The 23245-nt window shown below is 73.5% G+C and carries 19 protein-coding genes and 1 pseudogene; 8 read left to right on the plus strand and 12 right to left on the minus strand.

Going from position 1 to position 23245, the window contains the following annotated elements:
• Positions 1-80: 80 nt before the first annotated feature.
• Positions 81-407 (plus strand): annotated as a pseudogene (locus tag ACFV4F_RS36775) (transcriptional regulator); the annotation flags it as partial.
• Between the two features lie 214 nt (positions 408-621).
• Here the strand turns inward: ACFV4F_RS36775 and ACFV4F_RS36780 are convergent.
• Positions 622-975, minus strand: coding sequence for a UBP-type zinc finger domain-containing protein (locus tag ACFV4F_RS36780; RefSeq protein ID WP_380435233.1), 354 nt, complete (start codon positions 973-975; stop codon positions 622-624).
• 189 nt (positions 976-1164) lie between these two features.
• Here ACFV4F_RS36780 and ACFV4F_RS36785 point away from each other — a divergent pair, with 189 nt between their 5' ends.
• Positions 1165-2625 (plus strand): APC family permease, encoded by a 1461-nt coding sequence (locus ACFV4F_RS36785; protein WP_380509340.1) that lies wholly within the window; start codon positions 1165-1167, stop codon positions 2623-2625.
• 121 nt (positions 2626-2746) lie between these two features.
• Here ACFV4F_RS36785 and ACFV4F_RS36790 read toward each other — a convergent pair whose 3' ends face one another.
• The 7 genes from ACFV4F_RS36790 to ACFV4F_RS36820 all read right to left on the minus strand — a co-directional run bounded on the left by ACFV4F_RS36790 (position 2747) and on the right by ACFV4F_RS36820 (position 11072).
• Complete coding sequence (locus ACFV4F_RS36790; protein WP_380435231.1) at positions 2747-3718, minus strand: sigma-70 family RNA polymerase sigma factor; 972 nt, start codon at positions 3716-3718, stop codon at positions 2747-2749.
• A 38-nt stretch (positions 3719-3756) separates the two neighbouring features.
• Positions 3757-4521 carry an SDR family oxidoreductase gene (locus ACFV4F_RS36795; RefSeq protein WP_380509343.1) on the minus strand — a complete coding sequence of 255 codons (765 nt, stop codon included), beginning with the start codon at positions 4519-4521 and terminating at the stop codon, positions 3757-3759.
• Between the two features lie 96 nt (positions 4522-4617).
• Positions 4618-6237, minus strand: coding sequence for an FAD-binding oxidoreductase (locus ACFV4F_RS36800; protein ID WP_380509346.1), 1620 nt, complete (start codon positions 6235-6237; stop codon positions 4618-4620).
• 66 nt (positions 6238-6303) lie between these two features.
• Positions 6304-8559 carry an alpha-N-acetylglucosaminidase gene (locus ACFV4F_RS36805; protein WP_380509348.1) on the minus strand — a complete coding sequence of 752 codons (2256 nt, stop codon included), beginning with the start codon at positions 8557-8559 and terminating at the stop codon, positions 6304-6306.
• Positions 8560-8611: 52 nt separating this feature from the next.
• On the minus strand, positions 8612-9937 hold the full coding sequence (locus ACFV4F_RS36810) for a sensor histidine kinase (protein WP_380509351.1): 1326 nt from the start codon (positions 9935-9937) through the stop codon (positions 8612-8614).
• A 41-nt stretch (positions 9938-9978) separates the two neighbouring features.
• The gene (locus tag ACFV4F_RS36815) at positions 9979-10644 is read right to left on the minus strand and encodes a response regulator transcription factor (protein ID WP_380435226.1); all 666 of its coding nucleotides are present in this window, start codon (positions 10642-10644) and stop codon (positions 9979-9981) included.
• A gap of 134 nt (positions 10645-10778) precedes the next feature.
• Positions 10779-11072, minus strand: coding sequence for a hypothetical protein (locus ACFV4F_RS36820; RefSeq protein WP_380435225.1), 294 nt, complete (start codon positions 11070-11072; stop codon positions 10779-10781).
• 293 nt (positions 11073-11365) lie between these two features.
• On the opposite strand from ACFV4F_RS36820, the gene ACFV4F_RS36825 reads away from it, so the two are divergent.
• The 3 genes from ACFV4F_RS36825 to ACFV4F_RS36835 all read left to right on the plus strand — a co-directional run bounded on the left by ACFV4F_RS36825 (position 11366) and on the right by ACFV4F_RS36835 (position 15913).
• Positions 11366-14089: a glycosyl hydrolase gene (locus tag ACFV4F_RS36825; RefSeq protein ID WP_380509375.1), complete on the plus strand. Its 2724-nt coding sequence runs from the start codon at positions 11366-11368 to the stop codon at positions 14087-14089.
• 146 nt (positions 14090-14235) lie between these two features.
• Positions 14236-14562, plus strand: coding sequence for a hypothetical protein (locus ACFV4F_RS36830; protein WP_380509354.1), 327 nt, complete (start codon positions 14236-14238; stop codon positions 14560-14562).
• A gap of 196 nt (positions 14563-14758) precedes the next feature.
• Positions 14759-15913 (plus strand): oxygenase MpaB family protein, encoded by a 1155-nt coding sequence (locus tag ACFV4F_RS36835; protein ID WP_380509357.1) that lies wholly within the window; start codon positions 14759-14761, stop codon positions 15911-15913.
• A 27-nt stretch (positions 15914-15940) separates the two neighbouring features.
• Here ACFV4F_RS36835 and ACFV4F_RS36840 read toward each other — a convergent pair whose 3' ends face one another.
• Together ACFV4F_RS36840 and ACFV4F_RS36845 are read right to left on the minus strand one after the other, a co-directional pair.
• On the minus strand, positions 15941-18385 hold the full coding sequence (locus ACFV4F_RS36840; RefSeq protein WP_380509360.1) for an NACHT domain-containing protein: 2445 nt from the start codon (positions 18383-18385) through the stop codon (positions 15941-15943).
• Positions 18386-18405: 20 nt separating this feature from the next.
• Complete coding sequence (locus ACFV4F_RS36845) at positions 18406-19419, minus strand: alcohol dehydrogenase catalytic domain-containing protein (protein ID WP_380509363.1); 1014 nt, start codon at positions 19417-19419, stop codon at positions 18406-18408.
• A 108-nt stretch (positions 19420-19527) separates the two neighbouring features.
• Here ACFV4F_RS36845 and ACFV4F_RS36850 point away from each other — a divergent pair, with 108 nt between their 5' ends.
• Positions 19528-20178, plus strand: a complete 651-nt coding sequence (locus ACFV4F_RS36850) for a TetR/AcrR family transcriptional regulator (RefSeq protein WP_380440894.1) — start codon at positions 19528-19530, stop codon at positions 20176-20178.
• A 16-nt stretch (positions 20179-20194) separates the two neighbouring features.
• Here the strand turns inward: ACFV4F_RS36850 and ACFV4F_RS36855 are convergent, their stop codons facing one another.
• Positions 20195-20767, minus strand: a complete 573-nt coding sequence (locus ACFV4F_RS36855) for a TetR/AcrR family transcriptional regulator (protein ID WP_380491084.1) — start codon at positions 20765-20767, stop codon at positions 20195-20197.
• A gap of 153 nt (positions 20768-20920) precedes the next feature.
• Between ACFV4F_RS36855 and ACFV4F_RS36860 the strand changes: the two genes are divergently transcribed.
• Positions 20921-21658, plus strand: coding sequence for an SDR family oxidoreductase (locus ACFV4F_RS36860; protein ID WP_380509366.1), 738 nt, complete (start codon positions 20921-20923; stop codon positions 21656-21658).
• 107 nt (positions 21659-21765) lie between these two features.
• Positions 21766-22830 (plus strand): YncE family protein, encoded by a 1065-nt coding sequence (locus tag ACFV4F_RS36865; protein ID WP_380509369.1) that lies wholly within the window; start codon positions 21766-21768, stop codon positions 22828-22830.
• On the opposite strand, the gene ACFV4F_RS36870 is transcribed toward ACFV4F_RS36865, so the two are convergent.
• Positions 22807-23245, minus strand: a 439-nt coding sequence (locus ACFV4F_RS36870) for an acyl-CoA thioesterase (RefSeq protein ID WP_380509372.1), incomplete at its 5' end; no start/stop codon positions are given. The two genes, ACFV4F_RS36865 and ACFV4F_RS36870, sit on opposite strands and share 24 nt — an antisense overlap.

Below are 23245 nucleotides of genomic sequence, written 5' to 3' on the forward strand. Positions count from 1 at the left end.
TATACTAACTATCTCTACCTGCTCGGCGTCCCTCGTCCGGGGGGGCGGGGGGGGGCGCGCGCGCTCACCGCCCCCCCCCCTCCGCGCTGCTCGCCGACCTGCTCGGGTCCCTGCATCCGAGCCGCGGAGCGGTCCACGCGGGGGCGGCCCACCGGCTGTTGGGCCTGATCGCGGAGGACCGGGGCGAGGACTCCGACGCCGAGGACCACTACCGGAGCGCCCTCGCCCTCCTCGAACACGCCGGTGCCACCGCCGACTTGGCGGACCTGTGTCGCCTCCTCGGCGATCTCCTGCGCCGCACCGGCCGCCCGGAGGAGGCGCTGGACGCCTACCGCGCCGGGCTCGCCCACCGCGCCACCCCGGGCACCACCACGCTGGGCCCTGTGCCTGCGCTCCCGCCGCTGTAGCGCGGATCAGGACGGCGGGGCGGCCCGGTCCGACCCGCTGCGCAGGACGCAGAATTCGTGCCCTCGGGGTCGGCGAGGACGGCCCGGCCGGGGTGCAGCGGACGGTCGGTCACCGCGCTCCGCAAGCGGGCCGACCCGTAGGCGTCCGCGTAGTCGACCGCCACGTTCTGCAGGACCGAAACCATGATCCCGAGCCTCCTGGCGGCCGTTCCCCTCAGTGGATGTGGTCCTGCCAGTCGGCGGGGACGCGCTCCTGGGGCCCGGGCACCGTCTGCGTGCGCGGGTGGTGGTGCGGCGCGGCCAGTTCCGGGCCCTGCTCGAAGTAGTCGTTGCTGCGGTAGTCCCAGAACCAGTCCTCGTCCGGCTCGAAGGTCTGGATGAACGGGTGCCCGGTCTCGGCGAAGTGCCGCGTGGCGTGCTGCGCCGGAGACGTGTCGCAGCAGCCGACGTGTCCGCACTGGGCGCAGCGCCGCAGGTGCACCCACCAGCCCTGCACCGCCTCGCACTCGACGCAGCCCGTCCCGCTGGGCGGCACCGCCGGATCGACACCCTCGATGGCCTGTGACATGAGCGTCCCTCCTGAGTGCGGTGCGGTCTGAGTGCGGTGCGGTCGCCCGCATCCTGCCACGCGCGGGGGCCGGTGCGCGGGGCGGCACGCCAAGCGGCGCGGTCCGGTGCTGCGCGGGCCTTGACCCCGAGTGAGTTAAGGAACTTTACTTTCTCCGCCGGTCGACCTCTCGCCCCCAGGAGGTGCCTGTTGGCCACCACCGATTCCGTTCCTCAACTGTCCAGACGGGTGGGCCTGTTCCAGGCCACCGCCATCAACATGAGCCAGATGTGCGGCATCGGGCCGTTCGTCACCATTCCCCTCATGGTCGCCGCCTTCGGTGGGCCGCAGGCCGTCATCGGGTGGGTCGCCGGGGCCGTCCTGGCGCTCGCGGACGGGCTTGTCTGGGCCGAGCTCGGGGCCTCGCTGCCGGGGTCGGGCGGGACGTACGTGTACCTGCGGGAGGCGTTCCAGTACCGGACCGGGCGGTTGATGCCGTTCCTCTTCGTGTGGACGGCCATGCTGTTCATCCCGCTGATCATGTCGACCGGGGTGCAGGGGCTGGTCCAGTACCTGGGCTACCTGTGGCCGGACATCACGGGCGGTCAGGGCGATCTCGTGGGGGTCGGCGTCGTCGTGCTCGTCGTCCTGCTGCTGTGGCGGCGGGTCGAGAACGTCGGGAGGGTCACCGTCGCCATGTGGGCGGTGATGATCCTCGCCGTCACCGCCGTCGTCCTCGCAGCCTTCACCCACTTCCACCCCTCGCTCGCGTTCACCTGGCCCGCGCACGCGGTGCGACTGACCAGCGGCAGCTTCTGGCTCGGCTTCGCGTCCGGGCTCACGATCGGGATCTACGACTACCTCGGGTACAACACCGCCGCCTACATGGGGGCGGAGATCAAGGACCCGGGCCGGGTGATGCCGCGGGCGATCATCCGCTCCGTCGTCGCGATCATGGGGATCTACCTGCTCCTCCAGATCGGGGTGCTCGGCGTCGTGCCGTGGCAGGACATGCTCGACCCCGCGAACACGGCGTCCCAGTCCGTGGCTTCGGCCGTGCTGGAACGGACGCTCGGCAAGCGCGCGGCGGACGTCGTCACCGTGCTCGTCCTCGTCACCGCGTTCGCCTCCGTCTTCACCGGTCTGCTCGGTGGGTCCCGCGTCCCCTACGACGCCGCGCGGGACGGGCTCTTCTTCCGCTCCTTCGCGCGGCTGCACTCCAAGCACCGGTTCCCGGTGGCCGGCCTGGTGGCGATGGGCGTCATCACCGCCGGGGCCTTCCTCGCCGCGCGGCACGTGGGCGACTCCGCGGCGCACCCGCCGCTGACGGTCCTGATCACGCTGCTCACCACCGTGATGGTGATCATCCAGGCGCTCGCGCAGATCGCGGCCGTGACCGTGCTGCGGCGGCGCCAGCCGGACCTCGCCCGCCCGTACCGGATGCTGCTCTACCCGCTGCCGGGCATCGTGGCCGCCGTCGGCTGGCTGGTCGTCTACGGGTACGCGGACGAGGCCAACCCGGGGCTGCACCCCATCGAGTGGTCGGTCGGGTGGGTCGGTCTCGGCCTCGTCGCGTACCTCGGGTGGTCGCGGGTCGAGGGCGTCTGGCCGTTCGGGCCGAAGGAGATCGAGGAGCGGTACCTGGACGAGCACCAGGTGCGGGCCGCTTAGGGGGTGTCAGCCCTGTGGCGCGCGGGTGTTCTGGAAGGCGGCGATCCGCCGGGTGTCCCCGTCGTCGTCCTCTTCGCGGCCCCTGTCCCGCCGTCCTGTTCGCGCCAGAGTGCGAGATGCACTAACTCGTGGCAAGGCCTCCGACGCCGGCCGGCGTGAAGGTCGGGACGAGGGCCGGGTCGTTGAAGGCCGTGATGCGGGCGACGCGCGCGCCGACCAGGGTCAGCACCTGGACGCCGTACGGCTCGTAGCGGCCGGCGCCGGCGTGGCGGTGGACGACGAAGGCGGGCTGGCCGTTGGCCGTCGTCGGGGTCATCCGCCACAGCGACGGGCGCAGGATGCGGGCGGACAGGAAGCCGAGGACGGCCTCGCGGCCGGTGAACCAGGTCGGCGTCGGGGGCATCTCCATCTCGACGTCGACGCGCAGGAGGTCGACGAGGGCGTCGGGGTCGGCGCGGGTGAAGGCGTCGACGTAGTCGTCGAGGAGGCCGCGGCGCACGCGCTCGTCCGGCTCGGCCAGGTCGTCCGCGACCGGGCCCACCTCGGCCAGGCGGCCCCTGGCGCGGCGCAGCGCGCTGTCGACGGCGGCGGTGGTCGTGTCGAGCATCGCGGCCACCTCGGCGGTGCGGAAGCCGAGGACGTCGCGCAGGGTGAGCACGGCGCGCTGGCGGGCGGAGAGGTACTGGAGGGCGGCGATGAAGGCGAGGCGCACGCCCGTCCGGGCGGCGACGGTCACCGCCGGGTCGCCGGCGCCGAACAGCGCGTCCGGCGCCGGCTGGAGCCACGGGACGGACGGTTCGCGCGGTGCCACGGCCACCCGGTGGTCGTCCGCGGGGGCGCCGAGCCCGGACGGCAGGGGGCGGCGCGAGCGCGTCTCCAGGGCGGTGAGGCAGGCCATGGTGGCGATCTTGTAGAGCCACCGGCGCACCGAGGAGCGGCCCTCGAAGCCGTCGAACGCCCGCCACGCACGCAGGTAGGTGTCCTGGACCAGGTCCTCGGCGTCGTGGACCGAGCCGAGGATCCGGTAGCAGTGGGCGAGGAGCTCCGGCCGGAACGGTTCGGCCAGGGCGGTGAACTCGGCGTTCGACGGCATCGCGGGGGGTCCTTCCGGAACGGCTTTCGGGCGCGGTCTCAGGCGAGCGGGACGAGCCCGGTGCCCTCGACCCGGTACTCGGCAGCGGCGTCGGGGTCGTCGGCGACCTCCGTCACCGCCTTCCCGATCAGCTCCAGCGTGACGATCGGCCCGCGCCCTGCGAGGAAAGTCTCCCGGTCGAGGCCCGCCTGCGCGGCGTATCCGGTGACCCCGGCGTCGCCGACCCCGCCGACCGGGGTCATGTTCGGCAGCAGCGCGACGAACCGGATGCCGAGCCCGGCCCGCTCGGACTCCCCGGCGGCGTAGGAGCGGATGTAGCGGACGGCGGCCTTGGCGCTCGCGTACCCGCCGCTGAGCGGGGAGCCGAAGAGCGCGGCGCCGCTGGACATGGAGACGACGACGCTGCCCGGGGCCAGCGGCTCGCGCAGGGCGGCGCCGGTCCAGGTGAAGACGTGCCGGGTGTCGACCTCCCAGGCGCGGCCGAAGCTCTCCCACGTCTGCTCCTGGACGGGTGCCATGGGCGGCACGGTCCCGGCGTTGAGGACGAGCAGGCCGGGGCGGTGGGTGCGGATCACCTCGGCGGCGAGCGCCTCGTCGGTGGCGTCGCCGGTGAGGGGCGTGAAGCGCTCGCCGAGCTCCTCGCGGACGGCGAGCAGGTCGGCCCCGGTGCGGGCGATGCCGATGACGTGCGTGCCGCGGGCGACGAGGGCCGCGGCGATCGCGCGGCCGAAGCCGCGGCCGGCACCGGTGACGACGGCGGTGGGGATGGTGGTGGGGACGGCGCTGGGGATGGTGTCGGACATCGGGGGCTCCCGGGGAGGGCTGGTGGGACACGGTCGCCAATCAAGACCGGCGGGAGCCCGGAAAACCGTCGCGTGTCCGGAGGTTTTTCTGGCGGACTACACGGCTTGGGGGAAGTGGAACAGTCCGTCCGGGTCGTAGGTGTGCTTCACCTGGCGCAGGCGGGCGAGGTTGCTGCCGTAGTAGGCCTGGGCCCAGTCGGTGAGGGTCGGGTCGGGGTAGTTCTGGTAGGCCTCGCCGCTCGCGTACGGGCGCATGGTCGTCCAGACGTCCTTCAGCCAGGCCTGGGACTGGTCCACGGCGGGGCCGGAACCGGCGCCGGGCGCGGGGTAGTTGGTGATGTACTGGGCCCCGAACAGGGCGTTCCGGTGGACGAAGGCGGTGTCGCCGGGGGCCACCCGGTTCACGGCGCCGCCGAGGGCGTCGAAGGAGACGGAGGCGCTCCCGCCCTGGGGCACGCTCTGCGGGTACCGGTCGACGGCGGCCACGAGCGCCGCGATCCCGGTCGGGTCGATCGGCCGGGTGTAGAAGTCGGACCGGGCCGCGTACGAGCCCCGGGTCAGCCTGCCGTCGGGGTTCTGGCCGGGGAGGCTGCCGGGCAGGTGGGCGGCGGCCTCCGACCAGCCGGCCACGCCGCCCATCTCCTTCATGGTGTCCAGGAACGGCGCCGTGTGGAGTGAGGCGGTGGCCGGGGCGACGGTCAGCCGGTCGATCAGGCCGGCGAGGTCGGACTTCGGGCCGAGGTAGTTGACGGTGCTGGTGAGGCGCTGACGGCCGTCCGGCCAGGTGTCGAGGTGGAGGTTGGCCCAGAGCGGGTCCGGCGCGCTCGCCACCCACGTCTGCCAGGCCGCCACGGCCGGCGCCGCGGACGACCAGGGCCAGGAGAGGAACGCGTACGCGCAGGTCGGCGCCGGGTGGGTGCGGAAGGTGAAGGACGTGACCACGCCGAAGTTGCCGCCGCCACCGCCGCGCAGCGCCCAGAAGAGGTCGGGGTCCGTCGAAGCGTCCACCTGGCGGACCCGCCCGTCGGCCGTCACGATCTGGGCGCCGGTGAGGCTGTCGCAGGTGAGACCGTACGCGCGGCACGTGACGCCGATGCCGCCGCCGAGCGTCAGCCCGGCGACGCCCACGCTCGGGCAGGAGCCCGCCGGGACCGTCACGCCGTCGGCCGCCAAGGCCGCGTACACGTCGATCAGCCGGGCGCCGGCGCCGACCGTCGCCGTGCCGCCGGAACCGGAGACCGCCGCCATCGACCCGACGTCCAGCACCATCCCGCTGCCCGACGACCAGCCCGTGTAGCTGTGCCCGCCGCTGCGCGCCGCGACCGGGAGGGCGTACCGGCGGGCGAAGGCGAGGCAGGTGGCGACGTCCTGGGGGGTGGCGGCGTAGACGATCCCGGCGGGGCGCAGGCCGTCGAACTGCGGCTGGTAGAGGTGGCTCGCGTCGTCATAGCGGCCGTCCTGCGGGCCGATGACGGTCCCACTGAGGTCCTTCGCCAGCGCGGCCCAGTCGGGCGGGCCGACGGGGGTGGGGGCGGGGGTAGGGGTCGGCGACGGCGTGGGGCTGTTCGCGGAGGTCGACGGGTCCGGCGACGGCTCCGGCTTCGGCCCGCCGCACGCGGCGAGCGCCGCCGCCGCGAGGGGCGCGGCGGCGAGCCGCAGGACCTGCCTCCGGCCGGGCCGCTGCGGGGGGTGCGCTGCCGGACGGTCGTGGCTCATGCCCACTCCTCGGGTGTAGGCCACCCACGGCACCGGGTAGTCGGTCGCCGCACCGTGGGCGGGGTGTCAACGCGAAGACTCTGACGGGTGCTCCAGCGGCGCCGCAACAGCGGCCGCGACGGCGGTCGCGATGTCGGTCGCGACGTCGACCGGGTCACCGACCGGCGCGGTCGGGTAGGCGGACGTCGAGTGCGCCCACGCGTCGTCCAGGGCGAAGAAGTCGACGGGCGCCGGGCGGGTGTGCTGCGTCAACGCGACCTCCAGCGAGGCGAAGAACGCCGCCCAGCGCTTGGCGTAGAGGTCCGCGACCAGGCCGGACCACTCGCGCGCGGCGTACTCGTGCAGGCCGCCGTCCTCGGCCTCGGCGCGGGTGCCGCCCCACGTGGTGAGGATCGAGCGCGCGTCGTACTGGAGTTGGCTGCGCTCGGCGTCGGTGGCTCCCCAGGACGGCACCTGGGCGAGCCACGGGCCCACCATGAAGCGGGCGTCGGTGGCCGCCAGCCGGTCGAGGTCGTCCTCGGCGGCCGTCCAGCGGCTCACCAGCGACCGGAACGCGGCGAGGTCCCCCGCGCCGTAGGCCCCGGCGATCTCCGGGAGCAGCCGGCGGCTCTCGTCCGCGAGCGCCTGCCGGGCGACGTTGACGAGGTCGTACCGGTAGGCGTCGGTGGCGCGCAGCTCCGGCGCCACCGCCAGGAGCTCGGCGAGGGCGCCGCGCACACTCGCGGGGTCGTAGCGCAGCGCCTTCGGCGACCAGGACGCCGAGGTCGAGGCGGTCAGCGACGGCCGGGCCGTGAACAGCCCGTCCTGCGGCTCGCTCCACCCGTCGGACGGCATGCCGTACGGGCCCTCGCGCAGCTGCGCCCAGGCCGCCGCCGCGTGGGCGTCCGGGCGGCCGTAGCGGGCCGTCGCGTACGCCGTGAACCAGGCCGCCCGGTCGAGTCCGGCGGGCGACCACGCGAGGTCGGCGAAGAGCGCGAGGGCGGCCGGGTCGGTGCCGGTGCCCTCGGGCATGAAGGCGATGCCCTTGAGCGCGCTGCCGGGCCTGGTGAGCCACTGGCGGAAGCGGGTGGTCCAGACGCCCGTGTTGGCACCGAAGGTGGTCTTGCCGCCGAAGTTGGGGATCGTGCCGAACGCGTACGGCGTGCCGCCCCAGTCGGACTCGCGGTCCAGGCCGTCGTAGCGGTCCGAGAGGCCGTCGACGATCAGCATCAGGCTGCGGTCCACGCCCGCCAGCAGGGCCGCGGTGGGGTTGTGCTCCCAGCCGAGGACCGCCCAGACGGCGCCGGGGTGCGCGGCGAGCAGGGCGCGCTGGATCGCGCCGGCCGCGGCGGGCACGTCGACGCCGCCCGCGGTGCCGCCCTCGTGGAGCGGGTCCATCTTGTACATCGCGCTGTCGCCGAACGCGTCGCGCTGCGCGGCGTAGTAGGCGGCGGCGACCTCGGCGAACAGCGGGCCGGTGGGGTCCAGCCAGGAGTCACGGGCGAAGGCCGTCCAGGTGCCCTGCGGCACGACGGCGGCGCCGGGGTTGCGCTCGGCGAAGTCGGTCGGGACGGTGCCGAAGTAGCCGGGCAGCACCGGCGTCATGCCGAGCGCCCGCAAGTGGTCGCAGACCCGGCGGCCGACGGCGGCGCGGGCGGCGACCAGCTGCTCGGAGACCGGGCCGCCGAAGCCGGACATGTTCTGCAGCAGCCACCACGGCTGGTGCGCGGGCGCCGGGATCCAGGCGCGCAGGTCGTCGGCGGAGTAGCCGAAGCCCTGGAGCGCCCGCAGGTACGGCGCCTCGGCGCCGACGGTGACCAGGACCTCGTTGAAGCCGTGCAGCGCGAGGACGTCGACCTCGTGCTGGTACTCGGCGAAGCTCCGGTAGGGGCCGGAGTAGCCGTTGTCGGTGTCGTTGAGCGCGTAGCGGTGCGGGACGACGGCGGAGTCGGTGTGCGGGGCGGGCACCGGCGGCAGCGTGGCCGGGAGCGCCGCGGTGCTGTCGCCGGGCAGGCCGATGTCGGCGTGGGCGACGTTGCGCAGGTACCAGCCGACGCCGGTCAGCAGCGTGGCGGGCGAGGTGCCCCGCACCCGGATCGCGCCGGGCGCGCCGGAGACGGTGAACGCGTCGACGCCGGGCGCGGCCTGCGGCTCGGGGACGAGGCTGATCTGCGCGGCGTGGGCCGGCAGCAGCCGGGCGAGGGCGGCGACGGCGGGCGCGGGGTCGAAGGGGGCCGATGCGCGCGCGACGGGTGCCGGGACGAGTACCAGGGCGGCGCACGCGCAGAGCAGGGGGAGCAGCACGGGGACGGCGCGGCGGTCGGAGCGTGCGATCAGCGGCATGCGACCGACGGTCGCACCTCCCTGCGGCGCGGTGCCCCCGGCTCGCGGGCCCTCACCCGGATGAGCGCGGGGGCTTGTGCACGGGCACGCGCAGCAGGAAGCGCGTGCCGCCGCGGGTGCTCGGGTCGACGGTGAGGGAGCCGCCGTGGGCGTGGGCCACCCAGGCGGCGATGGACAGGCCGAGGCCGCTCGAACCACCGCCGCTGTGGAAGCGCTCGAATAGGGAGGCCGCCCGCTCGGGCGGGATGCCCGGGCCCGCGTCGTCGACGGCGACGGTGCCGTCCGCGGTGACGGTGACCTCGACGTCGGCCGGCTGGCCCGGCCGGTGCCCGTGGGCGAGCGCGTTGCCGAGCAGGTTCGCGACGGCACGGCGCAGCAGCCCGGCGTCGGCGAGGACGATCACGGGCTCCGTGCGGACGGCGACGCGGTGCCCGTCGGCCGGGGTGTCGGCGACGACGGCGTCGACGAGCTGGTCGAGCCGCAGCGGTTCCCGGTCGAGCGGGACGGCGCCGGCCATCAGCCGGGCGCGGGTCAGCAGGTCGTCGACGAGCTCGCTCATCCGGGTGGACTGGCGCAGCGTGCGGCGCAGGATCTCGGTGGTGTCGGCCTCGCCGCGCAGGCCGGTCTCGGCGAGGACGCGGACGGAGGCGACGGGGGTGCGCAGGTCGTGGGCGGCGTCGGCGAGGAACGCCTCCTGCTGGTCGAGCGCGTCCAGGGCGGGGCGCACGGCCCGGCCGGCGAGCCAGTGGCCGGCGAGGGCGGAGAGGGCGACGAGGACGGCGCAGGCGGCGGTGAGGAGCAGGGCGAGGCGGTCGTGGTCGGCCAGGTTGCCGGAGATGTCGACGGCGGCGACGGCCACGGTGTCCGTGGTGTCCTGGTTCGGGCCGGTGAACGGCTGGGCGGAGAGCCGGAGTTGGTGGCCGTTCGGCGCGGTCGTGGTGAGCCGGACGACGTCGCCCTCGCGCGCGGCGTCGTCGGCGGCCGTCTGGTAGGCGTCCGCGGGGACGGTCAGGCAGGCGCGGTGCGGGCGGGCGGCGACGGTCATCTGCTCGGCGGTGCCGGTGAAGAGCGTCACCGGCGGGCAGTCGTAGCCGCCCTCCTTGGGGTCCGGGTACTCCAGGGCGCCCTGCTCGTCGTAGTGCAGGTCGGCGGCGAACTCGCTGGTCCGCAGCTTCAGGTCGGAGTCGACCTGGGAGCGCCAGGCGTCGTCGTCCGCGTGCACGGCGACGACCGCCATGCCGACCAGGGCGAGGGCGCTGACCAGGGCGAAGAGCAGGGCGATGCGGCGGCGCAGGCGGCGGATCCGGCCGGCCGGGGTGGGCGGGACGTCCTTCTTCAGTGCTTTCCAGCCCGTGGTCCGCCCGCGTGCGGCTTTCACACGTGCGGCTCTCACACGTGCGGCTTTCACGCGTGCGGCTCTCACGCGTGCGACTCCAGCCGGTAGCCGACGCCGCGCACGGTGTGGATCAGGGCCGGTTCGCCGAGCTTGCGGCGCAGCTGGGAGACGAGCACCTCGACGACGTTGGAGTTGGGTTCGGTCAGCTCGTCCCAGCAGCGCTCGATGAGCTCGGCGCGGCGCACCGCCTGGCCCGGGCGGGCGGCGAGCGTCTCCAGGACGGCGAACTCCTTGATCGTGAGGGTCAGCCGGACGCCGTCGCGGTGCACGGTGCGGCGGGCGGTGTCGATCTCCAGGCCGTCGAGGCGCACCACGGGCGGGCGGGCGACGGTGGTGCGGCGGCACAGGTTGTGCACCCGGGCGACCAGTTCGGGGACGGCGAAGGGCTTGACGAGGTAGTCGTCGCCGCCGGTGGCGAAGCCCTCGACCCGGTCGGCGACGGTGTCGCGGGCGGTGAGGAACAGCACCGGGACGGTCCGGCCGTCCGCGCGCATCCGGCGCACGTAGTCGGCGGAGTCGCCGGAGGGCAGCATGCGGTCGAGGACGACGCAGTCGTAGCCGGTGACGAACAGCGCCTCGTCGGCGGCCGGGAGGTCCCCGGCCTCGTCGACCGCCAGCCCGCCGCCCCGCAGGGCCGCGGCCACGGCGAACCGCAGGTCCTCGTCGTCCTCGACCACCAATATGCGCATGCCGGCCAGGATATCCACGGCCCGGGGAGGGGCCGTCGGCGGTCCTGCGGGCACGAACGCGCCTCCGGGGAGGGTCGAGGGGCGGCGCGCCTCCGCGTCCGTGGGGGACCGGGAGGCGCGCCGTCTGCGGAGGATCATGACAGCGGGAACCTGAGGAATTCATGAGCCCGGTGGTGGCCGGTGGGCCCGGGCCGTCCCGCCGGTGTCGTCCAGCGGTCCATGCCGCCGCGGCAGAAGCGCATCGCGAGCCGGTGGTGCCCGGCGGAGGCGGCGTGCTCGCACACCACGTGGAGCGGCCGTACGTCCGCGCTCGCAATCTCCCGCGCGGCGGTTCCGGCGCCCACCACCGCCGCCAGCGCGACCGCCGACCACCCGGCCCGGCGCAGGAGCCCCCCGGCCCGCGCCGAGCCGCGTATGGATTCCGACATCGACTGCTCCGTCCGCCCACCGTCCGACTACGGAACAGAGTGTTGCGGGGGGTACCTGAGGATTCGCTGAAGCGGGGGCCGCAACCGACGGTTCGGCGTGCGGCGCGCGTCGCACGCAGCACCACGGGCGTCCGGGCGGGTCATCCGTCGCGCGTCGACTCTCTCATCTGACGTAGTTTCGGCTCTCCCTCGTGCACACTCCCTTCACACCGGCCGGTCGGACCCGCGAGGCTTCCGCTCGGACTGCCACCGGGCCGCGCGACCGCGCGGCCCGTCGCATGGGGAGGACCGACATCGTGCCCAACAGGCAACGTCGACGGCTGCTGCTTCCGGCCGTCACCCTGACCGCCCTCGGACTGACCACCACCCAGGCGCTCGCCGCCTCCGAGCCGCCCAGGCCCCGCCCGCACCAGGCGCAGCACCTGCAGGAGATCGGGCAGCAGCACGCGAGAAAGGTCCAGGAGGGCCGCGGCGCGGCCGGGCCCGCGTTCTCGGCGAAGGCCGACCGGGGCGGGGACGACGGCGGCGCGGACGAGGCCGAGAACGCGGCCGAGGGCACCGCGCAGTACACCGAGGCCCGCACCGCCCCCGGCGTCGTCGCACCGGGCGCGTACGGCGCGGCCTGGGCGCAGCTGAAGTCGATGCCGAGCGCCGGCGGCCGCTGGGAGCAGGTGACGAGCAAGCCGTACAACGCGGACGACCCGCGCTACCGCGACGTCAACTCCAACTCCAGCGGCGGCGCGGGCTTCGTCACCGGCCGGATCACCGGCATCGCGGCGGACGACGACGGGTACGTGTACGCGGGCGGTGCGAACGGCGGGGTGTTCCGCTCCCGGACCGGCGGCGGGCAGTGGCAGTCGATCTCGGAGAAGCTGCCGTCGCTGTCCACCGGCACGCTGGACCTGGACGGCACCGGGCGGCTCTGGTACGCGACCGGTGAGTCGAACACGGGCGCGGTCTCGTACGTCGGCACCGGCGTCTACGTGCTCGCCGACCCCAAGCGCGGCCAGTTCCAGCCCGGGAACCGGGTCGGCGGGGCGGAGTTGGAGTCGACGACGATCCACGCGCTGCGCTTCGCCGGGGACAAGGTGTGGGCGGCCACCAGTCGGGGTGTGTGGAGCCACTCGACGACGGACCTCTCGGGCCCGTGGACGCAGGAGTTCGTGCCCAACCCCGAGTACCTGCCCGGGGGTTCGAAGGCGGGCGACCCGAGTGCGCCGTACAAGAACATCGCCAACGACATCGCGATCGACCCCAAGGACCCGTCCAAGGTGGTCCTCGCCGTCGGCTGGCGCGGCGGCGACACGTACAACGGCTTCTACAGCAAGGCCGCGGACGGGAGTTGGCAGCGCGTCGCGTCACTGGGTGACCTGCCTACCGACGCGGCGAACGTCGGCAACGTGACCTTCGCGCGCTCGGCGGACGGCTCGCGCTACTACGCGATCGACCAGTCGCCGGACCTCACCGCGCACAACCCGGACTCCGGACTGAAGGGCATCTACGTCTCCAAGTCCGGTTCCCCGTCCGGCCCGTGGACGCTCATCGCGGACAAGGACAAGATCAAGAACTCGGGCTCCGCGCTGCAGGGCGCCGGATACCAGCCGGGCATCCAGTCCTGGTACAACCAGTTCCTCCAGGTCGACCCGGCCAACCCCGACCACGTCTACGCCGGTCTGGAGGAGGTGCTGGAGACCAAGAACGGCGGTGCCTCCTGGATCGTCCCCGGCCCCTACTGGAACTTCCCGTTCCCCTGCTGGAGCATCGACCCGACGAAGCAGACCGGCGACTGCTCGCCGACCACCCACTCCGACCAGCACGCCGTCGCCATCGGCACGTACCACGGCAAGGCGAGCGTGTACGTCGGCAACGACGGCGGCATCTACACCCGCCCGGTCAACGGCGCCGTCGACTCCGGCGGCCACGCCAAGGACTGGAAGTCCCTCGCCGACGGCACCATCGACACCCTGCAGTACTACTCGGTGGGCGTGGGCAAGGACCTCTCGGACCGCTCCGGGCGGGGCGTCAGCGTCAGCGGCGGCCTCCAGGACAACGGCGAATCGATCCTGCGCGCCCACGACAAGGTGATGGGCTCCAACTTCGGCGGCGACGGCGGCGACACGCTGGTCGACCCGGGCAACGGGTGCAACATCGCCCAGGAATACGTCTACATGGACGTGTGGGTCACCCAGAACTGCGCCGTCAACGACGGCTCCGGCAACTCCGACCCCAGCAAGGCCACGTCCTACGAGGTCGCCCCGCCCGACAAGGCCACCAGCTCCGCCCGCTTCATCGCCCCGCTCGCCGCCGACCCCAAGGACGTCAACACCTGGATCGCCGGCGGCCGGCACATCTGGGTGCAGCACAAGGGCTACGCGATCCGCAGCGGCAGCGAGTGGACCTCCGCCTACGACCTGGGCGCAGGGCACTTCGCCACCGCCGTCGCGACCGTCAACGGCACCGTGTACGCGGGCTGGTGCGGCCCCTGCAACAACCAGGGCTTCACGCGCGGCATCGCGGTGGGGAACACGGACGGGACGGGCTGGCACCAGCTCGACCTGCCGGTGGACGGGACCGTGCCCAACCGGTACGTCTCGTCGTTCGCCGTCGACGAGAACGACGCGCAGCACGTGTTCGTCGCCATGAACGGCTTCTCGCGGTCCTGGACCGAGGGGCCCGGCGCCGGCATCGGGCACGTCTTCGAGTCCCGGGACGGCGGCGCCACCTGGACCGACGTCTCGGCCAACCTGCCCGACGTGCCCGCGGACTCGGTGAAGATCCTGCCCAACGGCGGACTCGCCCTGGGGACCGACCTCGCGGCGTTCTACCGGGCGCCGGGCGCCACGGACTGGAAGGTCCTCGGCCGCAACCTGCCGACGACGTCCGTGCAGCAGCTGAAGACCGGCCCGGACGGCAAGCTGTACGCGGCCACCTTCGGGCGCGGCATCTGGGCCGTCGACCTGCGGCGCTTCGACCACAGGGACGTGGTCGGGGACGTGGCCGGGGACCAGGAGGACTGAGCGTTCCACTGAGGCCCGGCCCGCCGAGCGTCGGCGGGCCGGGCACCGGCGTTGCAGAACCGGCGTTGCGGAACCAACGTTGCGGAACCGGTTCGGGGGCCGCACCGTCCAAGCGGCGACCCCCGACGATCAGGAGACCCCGCCCCGTGAAGCGACCCGCCGCCACCATCGCCGCCGGCACCCTGCTCCTCGCGCTGGCCACCGCCGCGTGCAACTCCACGGCTGCGCCGCCGACTCCGTCGCCGACACCGGCCGTCACGGGCACGCCGTCCACGCCGTCCACGCCGTCGAGCCCGTCCAGCTCGCCTGCTGCGCCGACGCCCACCGCCACGGGACGGCCCACGACGATGCCGACCGCCCCGAGCACGGCCGTGACCACCCCGCCGCCCATGCACCCGACGCCCGCCCCGACCTTCTCCCTCGGCCCCGACAACCCCACCGACCTCCCGCACCGCCCGGTCCCGGCGGGGTAGCGCGAGTTCACGCTTCCCTGGTGTGCGCCCCCTGCGGACAGGGCGCGCGCCGGGGTCCCCCATTCGAGCGATCGTCCGTATGCCTGATGAACAGTACGCTCGCGCACACCCCCTGCCGCCAGGGCATCATGCGAGCACGAACTCGATTGCCTCGTGGCGCGGGACGCACCCGAACCCCAGAAACGAGGTACTGCTGGTGGCACTGACAGCCGCAACGGTCACGGCCGAACTCGAGGCAGCGAGCACGGTCGGCGACCCGGAGGCCGACGCCCTGGTCTCGGAGCTGATCGAGAAGAGGGAGATCGACGGGGTCAACGCCCTCTTCCGCACCGTGGGCACCCTCAAGCCCGGGCAGGACCTCTCCCGACTGCCCGACCGGCTGGCCGACTTCCTGCGCGAGGCGACGGCGCCGCCGCCGGACTGGAGCGAGGCCGACGTCAAGGCCGCCGAGGGCTTCTTCGCCCACCACCACGGCGAGGCGTCCATGCTTCAGGGCACCGTCGGCCTCATCGGCACCTACCTCTCCCCGACCGGCGCGTTCACCCTGCGCTCGACCGGCCGCCTGGGCGGCGTGGAAGGGCCCGGCCGACGGCTCTCGCAGTCCAGCCGGCTGTTCATCGACATGGGCGACAAGGACGCCCTGCGCAACGGCACCCTGGCCGCGAACGTCACCAAGGTGCGCCTGGTCCACGCCTCGGTGCGGCAGCTGCACAAGAAGAGCGGGGAGTGGGACTACGCGAAGTGGGGCGAGCCGGTCTCGCAGAAGTACACGACCGGTGCCGCCTGCGTCTTCAGCACCCAGATCCTGCAGGCCATGCGGAACCTCGGGATCGACGTGTCGAAGGACGACGCCCGCGGCTTCGTCTGCGCCTGGCACTACGTCAACCACTACCTCGGCACCCCGGAGAGGTGGCAGCTGCCCAAGGACGCCGATGAGCTCGAACGGCTGTGGAACCAGGAACGCGACCGGGAATGGCGGAAGTCGGAGGACGGCGTCTTCATGACCGCCCAGGCCGTCAGGTTCTACCGGGACTTCCTCAAGCCGGGAATGAGCGACGCCTACCTCGCCCTCTCCCGCGTCGCCCTCACCGACAAGTACGCCGACATGGCCGGCCTGGACCGGACGCCGCTGTCGGAGGCGGGCAAGGTCGCGGCCGCCGGCCACGGCATCGTCAGCGGCATCGGTGGCGGCCTGCTCGGCGGCGCCGCCAAGCAGGTCACGGGCGTCAACCCGTACAAGGACATCCTCGGAGCCGTGTCCGAGGCGTTCAGCAAGGTCGAGCGGTACGCCCTCACCCACGACCAGGACGACCAGCCGCAGATGCACCAGGACCTCCACGACAACCGCTGACGCCCCAGCCCTTCGGGCCCCGCCCGCTCAGGGCCGGGCCCGACGGCCGGCTTCCTCCAGGGCGTCAGAGGGACCTTGTCGGTGGTCCCACCCGTCACCGCTGCCCTTCCAGCGGTCGCCGGCGAAGTAGGCGAGGGCGGCTTCGAGGTCGAGGGGGAGGGCGCGGGTCGGGCCGAGATCCCAGATGCGGGCCCAGCCTTTCGAGTCCGTGAGGGCCTTCGGGACGGTCAGGCCCTCTTTGAGCTCCAAGGCGACGTGGTACTGGTTCGGCAGGACGTCGCCGTCGGTCCCGTGAACCCGCACCGCAGTCACGTCCTCCCACCGCACTCGAAGTTTGCGGCCCCGGTTGATCTCGACCGTCTCGGCGTCGATCCGGAGCCTCGTGGCCACGGCCCACAGGGCGACCGCCATCAGGACGAGCGTGACCGTCACCCCCACGAACTGGAACTGGTGCCTGCGGAACAGGTCCCAGCTCTGCTGCCAGTCCGCTCTCGGGCCGTCGTGTGCAGTGAGCGGCGAGGCGACGGAGAGGTACGCGAGGACCGGCATTGCGAGGTCGAGGGCGAGGAACCACACGGTGCGGACGGTGTGGGCGCTGCTGCGCATGAGGACGGTGCGCGGTGTCCACGCCTCGGCCGCGGACCGGTCGGCGTCCGCTCCGGCGAGGCGCCGGCGCAGTTCGGTGTGCCGGTACTGGTGGACGCCGCCGACCTGGCGCAGCAGGCCCAGTCCGTGTGCGTCCTCCAGGAAACCCATCACGTCCCACGGAAGGCGCCCGAACAGCCACAGTTCGACCCGCGTGGCGGTCCAGCGCCCCCATCGGCTCATCGCGACGAGGGCCAGGGCCGAGCAGGACCAGGCGGTGAGGAAGGACACGGTGGGGATGAGGGGAGTGTCGTGGGTCTGGGAGAAGACCGCCATCGAGAGCCCGGCGATGGCGGGTGCGACGACCGCCGCCTCGATCAGGGCGATCCGCCGTTCGTCGGCGAGCAGCATCCTGGGCTTCGTGGCCGTGTCGTACTCGGCCCGCCGCGTGAGGAGGAGGCCCGACAGCGTGGGCAGGGCGACGGTGGGCACGACCGCGGGGACGCCGCCCGGAACGACCGTTGCCGCACCGACGAGGCTTGCGGCGAGCAGGGCCATGATGACCTGGATCCTGGGTGCGGCCGGCCGGCGCGGGCGGCCGTCGAGGCCGGGGAACAGGTGCCGGGCGGTGGTGCGTCCGAGGACGGTGGAGATGGTGGCCAACTCGGCGACGAGGTCGATCGCTTCGGTGGTGGTGCCGGGCCACAGGAGCCGGTCGAGGGAGAGGAGCGTCAGGACGGCCGTGAGGACGATGCCGCCCCATGCGAGGGGATGCGTGACCACGCCGCGCAGCTGCCACCACGCGATGTCCTGGGTCCGGCGGCGGATCAACTGCCGGGCCAGGAAGCCGTGGTACGTCCGGGCGTCCTTCACACTGCACCGGCGGACGGGCTTGGATTTGGAGGCGGATGCCGGGGCCCGCGAGTAAACGGCGGGGATCAACTCGTCGAGGAGGTGGCCTTCGACGTCCGCGCGTGTCGGAAACCTCGCGGAGTCGAGGAGTTCGCGAGGATCTCGGGCCCCGCTCGCGTAGACCTTCGTCGCGAGCCAGAGCATCAGGGGCGAGGAGAAGGCGGCTGCGACGGGTCCGTCAGGACTTCGTGTGATCTGCTCGAAGACTTCTTCCCACTGGGGAAGTTGGTCCTTACGGCATTTCCCGGTGAGATAGTGCCGTCCGGCTTCCGGGGACATCGGACAGGCCTGGATCACCGGGATGTGCCGGAGCTCGGAGTCCGGGGGAATCTTCTCGATCGCTTCCGGCCGCGACAGCAGGACCAGGGGCACCTTGGTGTTCGCGCGCCAGCCGTCGATTCCGAGGACGACCTCCTGGCCGGAGAGGGACATGAGCTCATCGAGGCCGTCCAGGATGGGGATGACTCTCTTCCCGGTGACCAGCGACTGCACCTCGTGATTCCACGCAGGGCGCGCCGCGGCCCGGTAGTCCTGCTGGATGCGCTCGATGACCCAGTCCTGAAGGTTCTTCTTGGGCGTCCAGCCCGAGAGCGACAGCAGGACGGGAACGGGATCCCCCGACTTCCGGTGGTGCAGCAGGTCGAGGACGAGGAGCACTGCCAGGGACGACTTCCCCGCTCCGGCGGGTCCGGTGATGACCAGCCGGGCGGGGTCGAGCGTCCGGATCCGGGAGAGTGCCTCGTCAGTGTCGATCGGCTCTTCGAGGGCGCCGAGTTGCCGTGCGTCCCAGCGAACCGGCATGCGTACGGAACCGGTCAACCGGCGGGCGTTGGCCTCGTCTTCCCATTGGACGAGCACGTGTCTGGCCAGTTCGTCCTCGGCGGGCGAAGGGGGCGCGTAGTTGTTGACGGTGTGCGCCTGGATCACATTCCCCGTGACCTGTCCGTCAAGGTTGTTGTGCACCGAGTCAGTCACGCCGTCATGATGACATTCCCTCAGGGCTTGAGGATCAGCCGGATCGGGTTGCCCGCCTTCTGTTCCAGGGCTTCGACGGCCTTGGCGGCGTCGGCGAGCGGGAAGGTGCCGCTGACCGAGCGGGAGAAGTCGAGGCGGCCGCCGCGCGTGAGGGCGACGAGGTCGATCACGTCCTGGGACTGGGAACCGTAGTGGCCGCGGATCTCCTGGCGCAGGAAGCTGACCATGGTGCCCTTGGTGATGGTGAGGGGCTGGTCGGTGAGGCCGACCAGGACCAGGCGGCCGCGTTCGCCGAGGGCGGCCATCGCCTGCTCGCGTACGGCGGCCGCGCCGGCGAAGTCGAAGGCGGCGGCGAGCGGGCGGCCGCCGGTGGCCTCGCGCAGCTGGGCGGCGAACCCGGGGTCGAGGGGGTCGAGGGCGGCGTCGGCGCCGAAGGCGAGGGCGCGTTCGCGGGCGGCGGGGAGGGGGTCGACGGCGACGATGGGGAAGGCGCCGATGGCGCGCAGGAGTTGGACGCCGTGGGCGCCGAGTCCGCCGACGCCCCAGACACCGACGGCCTCGGCCGGGCGGACGGCGCCGGTGGCGGTGATGGCGGCCCACGGGGTGGAGACCGCGTCGGGGATGAAGCAGGCCTGCTCGAAGGGGAGTTCGTCGGGGATCGGCACGAGGGTGGTGGCGGTCGCGAGGCTGTACTCGGCCCAGCCGCCGTCGTAGTCGACGCCGCGGGTGAAGACGACGCCGTCCCGGTGCTCGCCGGCCTGGAGGAGGACGCGGTCGCCGACGGCGGCGGTGGTGACGCCCTCGCCGAGGGTGTGGACGGTGCCGGCGACCTCGTGGCCGAGGGTCACCTTGTCGCCGGGGAGGTAGAAGGGCTTGAGGGTGCCGTCGATCAGGTGCACGTCGGACAGGCAGACGCCCGCCGCCTCGACCTTGATCAGGACCTCGCCGGGGCCGGGCACCGGGACGGGCACCTCCTCGACGGCGAACGTGCCCTTCGTGACGTCGAGGCGGCCGGCGAGCATCGTGGCGGTCATCCGGATCTTCCCTTCCGACGGGGGCGGCGCGGCCGGGGGATCGTCTCCGGGCCCGCCCCGCACACTTACTTGTTGGTCAACAAGCAAGTTCGACACTAGCATGGTGCCATGCCCACGCACGATGGTCCGGACGCCGCTTCTCCGGGCACCCCGTCCCGCCGCACCCAGGCCGAGCGGCGCGCCCAGGCCGAGGCCGCCCTGATCGCCGCCGCGGCCCGGCTGATCGCCGAGCACGGCAGTGCCGGCGTCACGCTCGCGCGGGTGGGGGAGGAGGCGGGCTTCAGCCGGGGGCTGGCGTCGCACTACTTCGGCTCGAAGGCCGCCCTGCTGGCCCGGCTGCAGGAGGAGGCGCTGGCGGAGGCGATGGCCGCCGCCGCGCCCGAGCGCAGCGGTGCCGGGGCGGTGGACGAGCTGTGCGGGTTCGTCCGGGGGTGCCTGGAGGGGGTGCGGAAGCCCACCGACCTGGGGCGGGCGTTCGTCGTCCTCGGGGCGGAGGCGCTCGCGGGGGCGTCCGAGCTGACGGCGGCGGTCGCGGAACTGGACGCCCGTACGCGGGCGTGGGTGGCCGACGTCGTCCGGCACGGCGTGGCCGGGGGCGAGGTGCGGGCGGCGCTGGACCCCGGGGCGTTCGCGCTGGCCATGGTGGGCCTGGTCAAGGGCCTCGTCGTCCAGGGCGCCACCGACCCGGACGCGTTCGACGTGACGGTCGCGACGGCGGAGGCCGAGCGCTGGATCCGGCTGGCGCTGGTCGCCGCCTGAGGCCGCCCGCGAGGCGTTACGGACGGACGGTGAGGCCGTCCAGCACGAGGTCGAGCAGGCGCTCCGCCTGCGGCCGGTGTTCGGTGCCCGCCGAGGTGAGGGCGATGCCTTCGAGGGCGGCGAAGACGTCGGTGGGCCGGATGTCGGTGCGGATCGCCCCGGCGGCCGTGCAGGCGTCCATCAGCGACGTGATGGCGGCCTGGATCATCTCCCGGCTGTGCCCGTAGGGGCTGTTCCCGGTGGCGGCGATCGCCCGCAGGGCGTCGATCATGCCGTACTTGGCGGTGACGTAGTCCAGGAAGAGGCGCGTCCATGCCCGCAGGGCCTCCATGGGCGGCTCCTGCGAGAGCAGGGCGGGGGCGGCCTCGCACAGGTGGGCCACCTCGTTGCGGTAGACCGCTTCGACGAGGGCCTCGCGGGTGGGGAAGTTGCGGTACAGCGTCGCGCTGCCGACGCCGGCCTCCTTGGCGATGCGCTCCAGGTGGGCGTCCAGGCCCTCCGTCGTGAAGACGCGCACGGCGGCCGTGAGGATCTTCTCCCGGTTGCGCTGCGCGTCGGCCCGCAGCGGTCGCGGCGCTACGTCGCTCATCGGTGGTGCCATCCCTTCCCGGAGGTCTGGCGGCAGCCTATCGACTTGCTAAACGGAGGCATCCCCACTTAGCGTGGGAATAAGTGGGGGCATCTCCGCTTTCACTGTGGGTCGTGGTGACGACCCGCACGCAGCCAGGGGAAGGGGCCGATCATGTCGGGTATCCAGGGCAAGGTCATCGCGATCACGGGCGCCAGCAGCGGCATCGGCGAGGCGACCGCGACGTACCTCGCCGAGGAGGGCGCCCGGCTCGTGCTCGGGGCCCGGCGCGAGGACCGGCTGGCCGCCGTCGTGGACGGCATCACGGCGAAGGGCGGCACCGCCGTCGGTGTCATCGTCGACGTCACGCGCCGCGAGGACCTCCAGCGGCTGACGGACACCGCCGTCGAGCGGTACGGCCGGCTCGACGTCCTCGTCTCCAACGCGGGCACGATGGCCGTCTCGCCGTTCGACGACCTGCGCCAGGACGACTGGGACGCCATGGTGGCCACCCACATCACCGGCCTGCTCAACGGCATCGGGGCGGCCCTGCCCGTCTTCCGTCGCCAGTGCTCCGGCCAGTTCGTCAACGTCGCGTCCACCGCCGCGTATGTCGTCAAGTCGCCGCAGGGCGTCTATGCGGCGACCAAGACGGCGGTGAAGGTGCTCACCGAGGGGCTGCGGCAGGAGTCCGGGCCCGATCTGCGCGTCACCCTCGTCTCGCCCGGCTTCACCCATACCGAAGGGGTCGGCAAGGGGGCGAGCCCCGAGGCGGCCGCCGCGATGACCCGGCAGCGCGACGAGATCGCCATGCCGCCGTCGGCGATCGCCTCGGCCATCGGCTACGCGATCGGGCAGCCGGAGGGCGTCGACGTCAGCGAGATCGTCGTCCGGCCCACCGCGCAGGCCTGACCGTCCATCACATCTTCTCCTCAAGCGGAGAATTGACTGACAGATGTCAACTCCGTCCGCTAGCGTGCCCGTTGGGGGATCGCATACGCAGCAAGGGGAGGAGAAGCATGTCCAGGAGGATGCGCATCGCGGCTCTGGCGGCCGTCGTCGTGCTCGGACCGACGGGCACCGCGGCGGCGCAGGCCGCGCCCGCGGGCGAGACCGTCGTGACGGTGAGCGGCGAGCGGCCGGTGCCGCTCGTCAGCCCGGACGGCGGCACGCTGTACGTCGTCGCCGTCGAGAGCGACGGCAGCGTGAGCGTCAAGGCGGTGGACGTCCGGACGGGCGCGACGCGGGGGCGGGTGGGGCTGGGCGCGCTGGAGTGGGGCGTCAACGCCGCGCTCAGCGCGGACGGTTCGCGGCTGTACGTCGCGGACGGGCAGCGGCTCGTCGTCGTCGACACCGCGGGGAGGGCCGTGCTCGCGACCGTCGTGCTGCCCGACCAGCCGCGCCCGGCGCGCTGGAGCGCCGGCCCGGCGCTCGGGCTGGCCGTCGGCGCGGACGGCGGCACGGTGTACGTGTCGCAGCGCGGGCCGATCCACTACAAGCAGAAGCCGGGCCCGGGCCGGATGCTGACCTTCGACACCGCTCGGCGGGTGTTCACCGGCTCCGTCCCGCTGCCCTCCAGCGGCGCGGGTGCCCCGGTGGTGCGACCGGGCGGGCGGGACCTGTACATCGGCACCTCAAGCGGCATCCAGCACTGGAGGACGGCCGGCCCGACCCTCGTCGGCACCGTGGCCGGGACGGTCTCGGCCGCCGAGTTCGACCTGGCCTTCTCCCCGGACGGCACGCGGCTCTTCGCCGTCGACGGGGGCTCGTCCGGCCGGGGCGACCTCATCGACCCCGTAACCGACACGGTGAGCCGGCACGTCACGCTCGCCCCCGAGGGCTCGACCGTGAACACGGCCCGGGCCGGGGCGGACGGCAGCCGGTTCTACGCGGTGAAGGACAACGCCCCGAACAAGGCGCAGATCCTCTCCGTCGACGCCGCGACCGGCGAGACCGTCCCGGAGGAGAGCACGACCGTCGCCGAGGAGCAGCTCAGCGGCCTCGCCGTCGGGCCGGACGCCCTCGTCGCCGGCGGGTCCAACGGCGGCTACCAGGCGCGGCTACACGTGATCCTCCTTCCCTGACGACCAGGCCTCGACCCACGCTGCGGGCCACGGGGTGCTCGTGCGCTCGCCGCGGGGGACGTGCACCGCCACGTACCGTCCCGAGGCGGCGAGTCGGCCGTCCTCCGCGCGGATTTCGAAGCGGAGGGTGATGGACGTCGTGCCGATGCGTTCGACGGTGAGCTCGGTCGTCACCTCCTGGCCGAACCACAGCGGCGCGCTGAAGTCGGCCTCGTAGCGGACGCGCGGGGCCGCGCCGAAGTAGCCGGTGATGCCGCGGGTGCGCATCAACTCGGCCTCCGCCGCCTCGACGTAGCGCACGATCGCGGTGTTGTGGTGGTGGCCGGGCGCGGGGGGGGGCCCCCCCCGGGCGGCGCCCCCGGGGGGGGGGGGGGCGGGGCGGCCGCCCCGGGCGCGCCCGCGCGCGCCGGGGGGC

This window comes from Kitasatospora sp. NPDC059722 (assembly GCF_042733235.1).
GTDB lineage: Bacteria > Actinomycetota > Actinomycetes > Streptomycetales > Streptomycetaceae > Kitasatospora.

What these genes read in the sequence shown, in the direction of transcription:
- ACFV4F_RS36815 (WP_380435226.1), bottom strand. Translation starts at nt 10,644, where the DNA reads ATGCGCATATTGGTGGTCGAGGACGACGAGGACCTGCGGTTCGCCGTG.
- ACFV4F_RS36805 (WP_380509348.1), bottom strand. Translation starts at nt 8,559, where the DNA reads ATGCCGCTGATCGCACGCTCCGACCGCCGCGCCGTCCCCGTGCTGCTC.
- ACFV4F_RS36860 (WP_380509366.1), top strand. Translation starts at nt 20,921, where the DNA reads ATGTCGGGTATCCAGGGCAAGGTCATCGCGATCACGGGCGCCAGCAGC.
- ACFV4F_RS36790 (WP_380435231.1), bottom strand. Translation starts at nt 3,718, where the DNA reads ATGCCGTCGAACGCCGAGTTCACCGCCCTGGCCGAACCGTTCCGGCCG.
- ACFV4F_RS36820 (WP_380435225.1), bottom strand. Translation starts at nt 11,072, where the DNA reads ATGTCGGAATCCATACGCGGCTCGGCGCGGGCCGGGGGGCTCCTGCGC.
- ACFV4F_RS36800 (WP_380509346.1), bottom strand. Translation starts at nt 6,237, where the DNA reads ATGAGCCACGACCGTCCGGCAGCGCACCCCCCGCAGCGGCCCGGCCGG.
- ACFV4F_RS36795 (WP_380509343.1), bottom strand. Translation starts at nt 4,521, where the DNA reads ATGTCCGACACCATCCCCAGCGCCGTCCCCACCACCATCCCCACCGCC.
- ACFV4F_RS36855 (WP_380491084.1), bottom strand. Translation starts at nt 20,767, where the DNA reads ATGAGCGACGTAGCGCCGCGACCGCTGCGGGCCGACGCGCAGCGCAAC.
- ACFV4F_RS36850 (WP_380440894.1), top strand. Translation starts at nt 19,528, where the DNA reads ATGCCCACGCACGATGGTCCGGACGCCGCTTCTCCGGGCACCCCGTCC.
- ACFV4F_RS36780 (WP_380435233.1), bottom strand. Translation starts at nt 975, where the DNA reads ATGTCACAGGCCATCGAGGGTGTCGATCCGGCGGTGCCGCCCAGCGGG.
- ACFV4F_RS36865 (WP_380509369.1), top strand. Translation starts at nt 21,766, where the DNA reads ATGTCCAGGAGGATGCGCATCGCGGCTCTGGCGGCCGTCGTCGTGCTC.
- ACFV4F_RS36845 (WP_380509363.1), bottom strand. Translation starts at nt 19,419, where the DNA reads ATGACCGCCACGATGCTCGCCGGCCGCCTCGACGTCACGAAGGGCACG.